Below are 9,562 nucleotides of genomic sequence, written 5' to 3' on the forward strand. Positions count from 1 at the left end.
TTATAAATCTTACTTTATGAATTTTTGAACAATTTGTGTAATATTTGTATTTATTGTCATTGCTTTCAATTTAGCTTGCATTTTTTGATCATAAACATCAGAATAATAAGGCTCTACACATGATTCAAATAGTTTATATTTTTGTTTTTGATTAAAATAAATGACTGATAAAGCAGTTAAATAATATTCATTGTCTAAAAGCATAAAATTATTTTTCACATTAAATATCTGTAAATTAGCTATATTTAATTCATTTAGACATTTAACAAAATGGTTAGAAATAGTTTGGTAATCAGACATAACAAAAATATTATTAAATTTGGTTAAATCTAAAGTTTTATTTAAATGATTAATTAATAGATAAATATATTCTTTTATCAAAGAAGATATTTCTTTTTTCTTCAAATAATTTGCTTTTAAAAATTTACTATCACGTGAAAATATTAAGTTACTTTCATTTTCATCATTGTAATCCAAGATATCAGAAATTATTTCTTTAATTTTTGAAAAATTAAGTAAATTATTATTAATTTTTAATGCAATATATTCATTTAATTGTTTTATGCTAAAATTTAAATTAATTGAATGCTCAATTACACCATTACTAAGTAATAGTACATGTGAATCATTTTCATGAATTTCAATTAAAAGTTCATTTTGTTTTTTTGTTAAAACTGTACTATTAAGACAGCATAATGAAACGTTAATAACATTAACATTTAATGATTCTATTAATTTAACAACCTTATCAACTAAAAAACTATTAGTTGTATAAACATTAATTTTGGCTCTATATTTAGAATTATTTTTTAAATTTGTATCCAAAACTTTTTGATTATTTATATCTACCCAATTGCTAATTTTTCAAGATATAATTTTAGAGTTTTCTGATAAATTTATGGTTTTATTTACTCATAAATCAATGGCTTCATTTATTTTACTATAAATCATTTCAGGACTTTTGTAAATAAAAAAACCTGTCTTTATTTTATGAATATTAAAACTATTAATTAATCCATCAAAAGATAAAATAATTTTGGTTATTTTCAAATCAATTGCATCACTAGCATTTTTTAAAAGATTAAAAATAGCTTCTATAAATTTTTCCTCATTATTTATTTTTTCATTTGAATAAAAATTATCATTTAAAACTGAATTTGTATACAACAAATTAAAAGAACCATTTGTATTATCACTAACAACTAAATTTATTTTTTCTTCATTTAAAGATATAGCTACAGAAACAGTTTTTAAGTTGTACATATTTTTATCCTTTTAATAACAAATAATTTTGAAGATCTTGAACGATAATTTTTTTCTATTTCACTATTTGTTGGAGTAATTGGTTTTTTAGTTATTTTTTCAAATTGAATTAATTCAGTATTATTTATTGGAACTCCTAATAAATTAGGTGCCGAGCAAAGTTCATTAATTTTTTTAATAACAATTTTTTCTTCTAACGAATGAAAAGTAATAATTGCTAAAATTCCATTTAAATTGATAAACTTGGGAATAATATCTAGAAATTGTTTCAAAATATTTAACTCATTATTAACTGCTATTCGCAATGCCTGAAAATACAATCTTGCAGGATGCTTATTTTGATAAAGCATTTTAGTTGGAACATTCTTTTTAATTAAATTGGAAATTTCTAATGTTGTTACATTTCTATTTTCATCAATGTATTTTTTTATTACTTTTGCAACATGAATTGGATTTTTAATTTCACCATATTCTTTAAAAATTTGAATTAAATGATTTAAATTATTTTTTCTAACATATTCTTCAGCAGTCAATAAATTTTTTGTTTGATTCATTCTCATATCAAAAGGACCATTATGTTTGTAACTAAAACCTCGATTTGGGCAATCAAATTGTAAACTAGAAACACCGAGATCTAATAAAGCTCTATCAATGAAGTTAATATTGAACTTATATAAATATTTAGAAAAATTCAAAAAATTATCATTAACTAGTATTAACTTATCTTTGTTTAAATTGTTTTCGCATCATCTAATAGCCTCTGGATCTTGATCAAAACCAATTAATACTCCTTTTTTAATTTTTTTTAATATTTCAGAAGCATGTCCGCCATAACCAATTGTGAAATCACAATATGTTAAATTTGAATCAATTTGAAGATTATCAATAACTTCTTTTAACAAAACAGGTTGATGAATCTTATTAGTCATTTTCAATTGAATTTAAGCGTTCTGCAACTTCCTCAAAAGTACTATCGCTTTCTGATTTAAACTTTTCATATGCATTTTTATCTCAAATTTCCATTTTTTTACCAACACCAATAATTACTAAATCTTTTTTTAAATTAGCTTCTTTTAAAAGATTTACAGGAATCAAAATCCTATTTGATGCATCTAATTCAATATCAATTGAGTTAGCAAATATCTGTCTAATAATCAAGCGACTGTCTTTGTGGGTATTTGAAAGTTTACTTAATGATTGAGCATAACTTTCAAATTCTTCAGGCGTTCTTACTTCTAAGCATCCATCAAATCCTTTGCTAATAACTACAGATGATGAAATCTTAGCTCTTAAACGACTAGGAAGACTAATTCTGTTCTTAGAATCTAAGCTATGCTCATATGTTCCTAAAAACATTTTTTACCACTTCCTCCCACTTAATGACACAATAAATGATACTACAAGAAAATGAAAAATGCAAAAAAATAAATTATTTTTTTACTAACTGTGTTTAATATTTAAGTTTTTTCAATAATACTGGTTAAAAGTTTTAATAAGTAATTTCTTAAAGTAAAAATATTTATGTAAGAAAAACTTATGAACAAGAAAAATAATTTAATTCAATATAAATGTGAATCATATTGAATTACTAAATCAATTAAAAAAATTAATTGAAAATAAAGAAATTAAGTGCCAAATCTTTGTCCTTATTGATCAAGAAATTTGTTAATAGTTCAGAGGAGGTATTGAAAGTTATAAAAGCAAAAACTTTAAATTTAAGCATAAAATAGGAATAAAACAAATTGAAAACTTAAAACTAAAGTTTTTTTTTAAAATAATAAATTTTTACTTAAAAATAAAAAAAGAAATAACTAATTTTTAAAGCAAAAATAGCAATAATTAATACTCAAAAAAAAATTAATTACTAAATTTTAATAAAATATTTTATCTAATTTTCTAACTTCAAAAAAATTTGTAATAGACAAAATTAAGCAACAATTAACATTAACTTATCATTTATATTGTAAACTTTCTTTGAAACATAAAGTATCTCCATAAATATTACTTAATTTTTCAATATTAATGATTGATTTTGCATCTCCTATATCAACTATTTTTCCTTTGCTAATTAAAATAACATTTGATTTTAATAATGTTGCATGATTAGGATTATGTGTTGAAAAAATAATTGTTTTCTTTTCATGCTTATTAATATTCTTTAATATTAATAAAATTTCATTTTCCTTGTTTAAATCAAGTGAAGCAGTTGGTTCATCTAAAATAATTGTTTCTGCATTTTGAAGTAAAGCAACACAAATATTTACCAATCTTCTTTGTCCACCAGAAAGCTCACCTAATTTTTTTGTCATCAAATGATTAATTTTTCATTTTTGAGCTTTGTCATATATTGATTCTATTTGTTTCTTTGATGGTACATTATAAAATTTAATTAAATTTGTAATTCCATAAGTTAAATAATCTTTAACAAGAACATCATGAGCTAAATCAAGGTTTTGTGAAACATAAGAAATTAATTTACTTTTTACATGAATCCTTGTTTTTTTAAAATCTAAATTATCATAAAAAATCAAACCTTCATAATCATTATTTATTCCTGCTAATGTTTTGATTAAAGTTGTTTTACCAGAACCATTGAGACCTAAAATAATATTTATGGTTCCTTTTTTAATTGAAAACGATAAATCATTCAAAATATAATTTCCACGTTTACTATATTTAAAAAATAAATTTTCTACTTTAAATGACATAGTTTACCTTACGCTTTGATAACAATATGCCAATAAATATAACTCCTCCAAAAATACCTGTAATTGCACTCAAAGGAATTTCTTGAGAAGTAAAAGATCTTGAAAGAATGTCTGTAAAAATCATAAATATTCCACCAAAAGTTATACACAATGGAACATTTTTAGCTGTATCCCTACCTGATACTAGTCTAACAATATGAGGAATAATTAAACCAACTCATGATATGGTCCCACAAAATGCAACTGTTGATGATGTTAGTAATGTAGAAATTGCAATTATTGCATATCTATAAAATGAATAGTTAATTCCTTTTGTTTGTGCTAATTCTCTTCCCAAAGAAACAATATTAATTCTTCATCTAAAAAGTAAAATAACAATTGTACAAACTAAAATAATTGGTGTTAAAATGTAAACTTCATGAAATGAAGAATTGGCAAATGACCCCATCAATCAATATGTAATGCTTGATAATTGAACTTCATCTTTTGCCAAATATTTTGTAAAAGCAATAGCAGATGACATAAAAGCACTAACAATAACTCCAGAAATAAGAAAAATTGTAGACTTTGAATTTTTAAATAATTTTGAAATAAAAACTGTTAAAAAAACAGTACATAATCCAAATAAGAAAGCAAAAATACTAACAAAAGCACTTGGAACATTAGCAACTATAGAAATTGCAGCGCCAAAACCTGAGCCATTACTAACACCTAATAAGTCAGGTGATGTTAGTTTATTTTGAAATATTTCTTGATATAACAAGCCAGATAAACTTAAAGAAATTCCGGATAAACAAGCAATTATTGTTCTTGGTAGTCGTAAATTAACAATAACATTTCTTTCTGTTTCAAAACCTATTTCTCCTGTAAAAGTAGCATGAAAAAAATCATTAGCATTAATAGTATATCTGCCTACCATTAGTGCAATAAAAAAAATTGTTATCAATAAAAAAATAGAAACTATTAAAAAAATTAAATTTTTTTTGTTGTTAAGAATTTGCTTCATTTCTAATATAAGTTATTCCCTGTTGGGCCCAAACCTTTCAACATTCAATTAATTTTTTCAGAAGTTATGTCATAATTAAAATAATATTTCAAACTTTCAGATAATAATGATTGAATATCATACTTGAACAAATCAGGATAAATTTTATTTGCTTGATCATAAAAGAAAATTGGTGTAGCAATAGATAATTGTTCAAAAGCTGTCAGACCTATTGGAATGTTGAAAATTTTTTGATTTTGAACAGCAGATAAATTTTTATACTTTTTATCAAACTTAATTAAATTAATATTTTTATTTTGATATATTCCACCACAAACAATATAATCTGGATTAAATTTTATTATTTCTTCATCTGAAGGCATTGTTTTATCACTATCTAAACTATTACTATAATCATCTAATCCTAAAAGGCGATATCCATATTCAGTAAATGAACCTACTGTATCTGTATAATTAATTCCTCTATCTTTATCGCCTCTAACATAGAAAAGTTTTTTTGCTTTTATAATATTAGACGCTTTAATTCTTGAAGATATTTCATTAATTGCATGCTCAACATCTGTTTTCCATTTTGTTGCTTTTTGTTTTGCAATTGAACTATCTCAAATAGTTGTAATAATATCACTATATTTATAAATAAAGTTGTCAAATGTTGGTGTTCCATATAAACTGATTGTGATTGCATTTAAACCTACATTTCGATAACTTTCAGCAATAAATTTTGTAGGAGCAAAAATTAAATCGACACCATCTTTTAACAAATCTTCTGCACTAGGATTATATGCTAATGATTTAACTTTGGATGAATTCGGATAGATTTCATTTACTCATGGATTATCCAATGTTCCTTTATATGCCCCATAAACATTATCAAATAATCCATATCCTAATAGCAAATCATAAGTACACCTAGATATACATGCAACTTTTTTGGGATTTTTAGGAACTTTAATTTTGTCTCCAACAGTGTCAATTACTTCAATCATTTGATTATTTGAAGTAGAAACTGAACAAGAAGAAAGACACAAAGTAAACAAGGACACAAAAACTATTGATAAATATTTAACATTTACCTTTTTCTTCATACAATTAAAACTATTTCAAAAAAATTATTTTAAAAAAATCTTAAATATTATAAAAAAAAGCAATTTTTTTCTAAATTGCTTTATGTATTTGTTAATGCTTATGCAAAGATTATATTTATTTTTTTGAATTATTTATTTCAGCTTCAAGTTCTAAGATAATATCTCTAAGTTCCGCAGCTTTTTCATATTGCTGCTTTTTAGCTGCTTCCAGCATTTCTTTCCTAAAGTTATCAATCATTTTTTCTATAGATTTTTTAGTTTTATTTTTCTTGGAAACAAAATTATAAAGGTCACGAGCACTTTCTTTATTACCTAAATCACTATATATTGGTTTAATGATTGTTTTTGGTGTAATTTGATGTTTTTTATTAAAAGTTAATTGAATGTTTCTTCTTCAGCTTCATCATTCGAGACATCTATAGGTTCAATGGTCTTGGAATAGCACCACCATTTTTGGCCTTAATACGTTCAATTTCGTCATTAATAAGATCGCCAAATGACTTATCGTCAATTTCGACTGATTTCTCAGCTGCTACAGACTTATCAGCGAAAGCATCAAAGATGACTTGTTTTTCTTTTAACAAATCCATCATTCTTTTATCGATTGTATCTTCACATAAAAGTCTGAAGACTTGAACGTTTCTTGATTGCCCCATTCTATATGCTCTTGAAATCGCTTGATTTTCAATAGATGGTTTGAGCTGTGGCTCACATATAACAACAACTGATGCGGCTTGAATATTTAAACCAGTACCACCAGATTGGATTTGAGCACATAAAACTGTACCAGCTGGGGCAGCATCAAATTCATCGATAATTTCTTGTCTCCTATTTGGGTTGATGGATCCATTGATTGGATTTAAGCAAACATCATCGCCTAACAAATCATGAATCTTTCTAATTGTGTCGAGGAAGAATGAGAAAACGAGAACTTTTCTATCATCATTTTTAGCATCTTCAATAATCTCTAATAACCTTTTAGCTTTGCTAGATTTATGAATATCTTCTATATTCCAAGACACTCTACGGGCTTCCATGTAGCTCTTTCTTCCAAGAACAGCGGTTTCATAAACATGCTCTTCTTCTGGAGTCATAGTACACCATTCTTCATTTTCGATTAGGTCTGGTAACTCAGTAAGAACATCTTCTCTTTTACGTCTATAGTAAACTGGAGCGATTTCCTGTCTAAATTGAGGAGCAGTTGACATAAATGCGATTCTGCTAATTCTGTTAGCAATATCAAGTCTTAGAACGCTAATAAGTTCAATCATCTCATCAACCCTATTTTCTAGGGCTGTACCTGTCATAAATAGGATTCTTTCGGCATGTTCACATAAAGCGCGAACTCGCTTAGATCTCATTGCACCAGGATTTTTAACATAATGAGCCTCATCAACTACCAATTGACTGAATTTATAATTAGGATTATCAAATTCAAATTCTCCTGTAGATTCATATGTAGTTACAGCAACTCCGCCATTTCTAAGCCAAGCTCTAAAAGCATATACTTTTCCGTAACCATGGACTTTAATTACTCTTAAGCGGCTATGCTTGGTTATTTCCCTACACCAGTTAGTAAGAACACTAGCAGGGCAAACAACAATAAAGTGCGTAGCACCTGTGTTTTTCAAAGAAACCATAGTGGCGATAGCTTGGACAGTTTTACCAAGACCCATTTCATCGCCTAATAATACTTTTTCTTGGTGAAGTATGTATTTAACGCCCCACTCTTGATATCTTCTTAAGGTACAAAGAAGCCCATCAGGGAAAATACACTCATCTTGAATCTCTCTGGCTAAATCCTCAGGTAGTCCATAAACCAAATCGTCAGTTCCTAGCACTCCAGGACATATATCTTCGATAATGTTATAGAATTGGATAGAATTCTGTGCGAAATCAGCCCACGCTTCTTCTGCTCCACCGACTTTGTTAAGACGATAATCCTGCATGGCTTTAGTAATAGTCGCACCATATTCTCCAAATAGATTCTCTTTTAAGTAAGAATAAGCACTTCTAAAGTCTTGCTTTCTATCATCCGTCACGAATGGCCAAATAGATCCATTTCCAACTGTCCTAAGAAGGTCGAAAGATTGTCTTATTCTTGGTCCGTGATTTCTATATTGTTCATCGATTATATCTAAATATTTATTAATTTGCCTTAAGGCATATACAGCTCTTACAACGTTTGTGGCCAGTTTATTCTTATTGTCTACGCTTAATTTAATCTTGATTCCTTGCTGTGCTTTTTTAGCATAATCACTAGCAACTCTTTTGGCTGTATAAGCAACATCCTGACTCATTCCGTAAACCGAAGAAAGGTTATAAACGGATGCAGCATAAATGTCTGCCATGTTTTCATAACCTGCATCTCTTAAAGATTTAACTCTAATTCCTTTTTTATCACGATTAACTTCATCAATTGGAATCGCTCTTAATAAATTAACTAATTCTTGAGCCACTAAATAGTCGACCGCTTTTTTGATTTCTACTCTAGCTGATTTAATAGCTTCTCTTAAAGCATTAACTTCATTAACTAAGTTGTTGTTCTTTGTTAGGAGGTTTCTGTGTCTCTCAATATAAAGATTGCCGTCATTAAAAGCTGCAGGATCTGATTTTTTTATTGTTTCGGCAAATAAATCTCTTTTGTTAAAGTAGTTATACTTAACTTCATCAAGATTTGTTTTTGCTAGATTATCAATATCAGAAAGCAACTTGGATGAGTCCTCAATGAACGGACTAATTTTGTAATCAGAGAGATATTTAAATTGCTCCATTGCTTCATCTTTTTTCTTTTTGCTGGTAAAAACCCATGGGATAGGATTGCCAGCTGGAGACAACCTATCTAATCTGGAGTTAATTTCCATATAGTTGTCTTTATAAAGAGTTTCACATGAAGCCGCTAAATCAACACCTTTTATGTAGTTATCAATATAAAGAAGCAAAGCTTCAAAAGAGTCTTTTCTTTCTGTATATTCAATGCCTTCAATCTCGCGGTTTGCTAAATTAGAAAAATACCCCAACGATTTTAGGGCGTTGAACTTATTTTTTACATCTTTTAATTTTGCGTTAGGATAACTAGTTGCGACAGTGAGGCTCTTTAATAGCTTCTTATAAAAATTGACCAGTTCCCTTGCGTCCTTAAACGAAAACTCTTTTGCCATTTTAGTTCATGCTTGTGTTAAATATTTTTGACTTTGTCCCTATAATTTCAGAGAGTTATGCACAATTTTAATAAAAAGAATTGCATTTTATAAACCATTTTTTAAACACCTTTTATTAAAAAATTTAATTTGTTTTCTTTAAGCATCAATTCTTGCTCTTTTTGTTTTAAAAATACTTGCTTTTTATAAAGTGATTCTCTAATTCTTTGGTTAATAATTTGTTGTTTTCTTTTTTCTTTTTCCAATTCAGCATATTGGTTATCACAAATCTCATTTATGTAAGTGTCAATGTAATCATCATCGATTTCCTTAAACAAATATTTTGTTGCTTTATCAATA

Annotated in this window: 8 protein-coding genes and 1 pseudogene; all 9 read right to left on the reverse strand. The window is 26.8% G+C overall.

The window, feature by feature from the left end; translation table 4 throughout:
- Positions 1–9: 9 nt before the first annotated feature.
- The gene (locus tag T383_RS0101035; RefSeq protein ID WP_033159791.1) at positions 10–1,263 is read right to left on the reverse strand and encodes an MPN316 family protein; all 1,254 of its coding nucleotides are present in this window, start codon (positions 1,261–1,263) and stop codon (positions 10–12) included.
- A complete protein-coding gene (gene rsmH / locus T383_RS0101040; protein WP_033159792.1) occupies positions 1,251–2,192 on the reverse strand; it encodes a 16S rRNA (cytosine(1402)-N(4))-methyltransferase RsmH in 942 nt (313 codons plus the stop codon). Before rsmH ends, T383_RS0101035 begins: the two co-directional genes overlap by 13 nt.
- Positions 2,185–2,619 carry a division/cell wall cluster transcriptional repressor MraZ gene (gene mraZ / locus T383_RS0101045; protein WP_033159793.1) on the reverse strand — a complete coding sequence of 145 codons (435 nt, stop codon included), beginning with the start codon at positions 2,617–2,619 and terminating at the stop codon, positions 2,185–2,187. Before mraZ ends, rsmH begins: the two co-directional genes overlap by 8 nt.
- Before the next feature lie 593 nt (positions 2,620–3,212).
- On the reverse strand, positions 3,213–3,971 hold the full coding sequence (locus T383_RS0101050; protein ID WP_033159794.1) for an ABC transporter ATP-binding protein: 759 nt from the start codon (positions 3,969–3,971) through the stop codon (positions 3,213–3,215).
- Positions 3,961–4,977, reverse strand: a complete 1,017-nt coding sequence (locus T383_RS0101055) for a FecCD family ABC transporter permease (protein WP_033159795.1) — start codon at positions 4,975–4,977, stop codon at positions 3,961–3,963. The genes T383_RS0101050 and T383_RS0101055 overlap by 11 nt, the downstream gene beginning before the upstream one ends.
- A 2-nt stretch (positions 4,978–4,979) precedes the next feature.
- Positions 4,980–6,062 (reverse strand): ABC transporter substrate-binding protein, encoded by a 1,083-nt coding sequence (locus T383_RS0101060; RefSeq protein ID WP_033159796.1) that lies wholly within the window; start codon positions 6,060–6,062, stop codon positions 4,980–4,982.
- Between the two features lie 115 nt (positions 6,063–6,177).
- On the reverse strand, positions 6,178–6,513 hold the full coding sequence (locus T383_RS0101065) for a UvrB/UvrC motif-containing protein (RefSeq protein ID WP_033159797.1): 336 nt from the start codon (positions 6,511–6,513) through the stop codon (positions 6,178–6,180).
- Positions 6,479–9,223 carry a DEAD/DEAH box helicase gene (locus T383_RS0101070; protein WP_156940230.1) on the reverse strand — a complete coding sequence of 915 codons (2,745 nt, stop codon included), beginning with the start codon at positions 9,221–9,223 and terminating at the stop codon, positions 6,479–6,481. Before T383_RS0101070 ends, T383_RS0101065 begins: the two co-directional genes overlap by 35 nt.
- Positions 9,224–9,324: 101 nt before the next feature.
- Positions 9,325–9,562 (reverse strand): annotated as a pseudogene (locus T383_RS0101075) (hypothetical protein); the annotation flags it as partial.

Source organism: Mycoplasmoides alvi ATCC 29626, from assembly GCF_000701785.1.
GTDB lineage: Bacteria > Bacillota_I > Bacilli_A > Mycoplasmatales > Mycoplasmoidaceae > Mycoplasmoides > Mycoplasmoides alvi.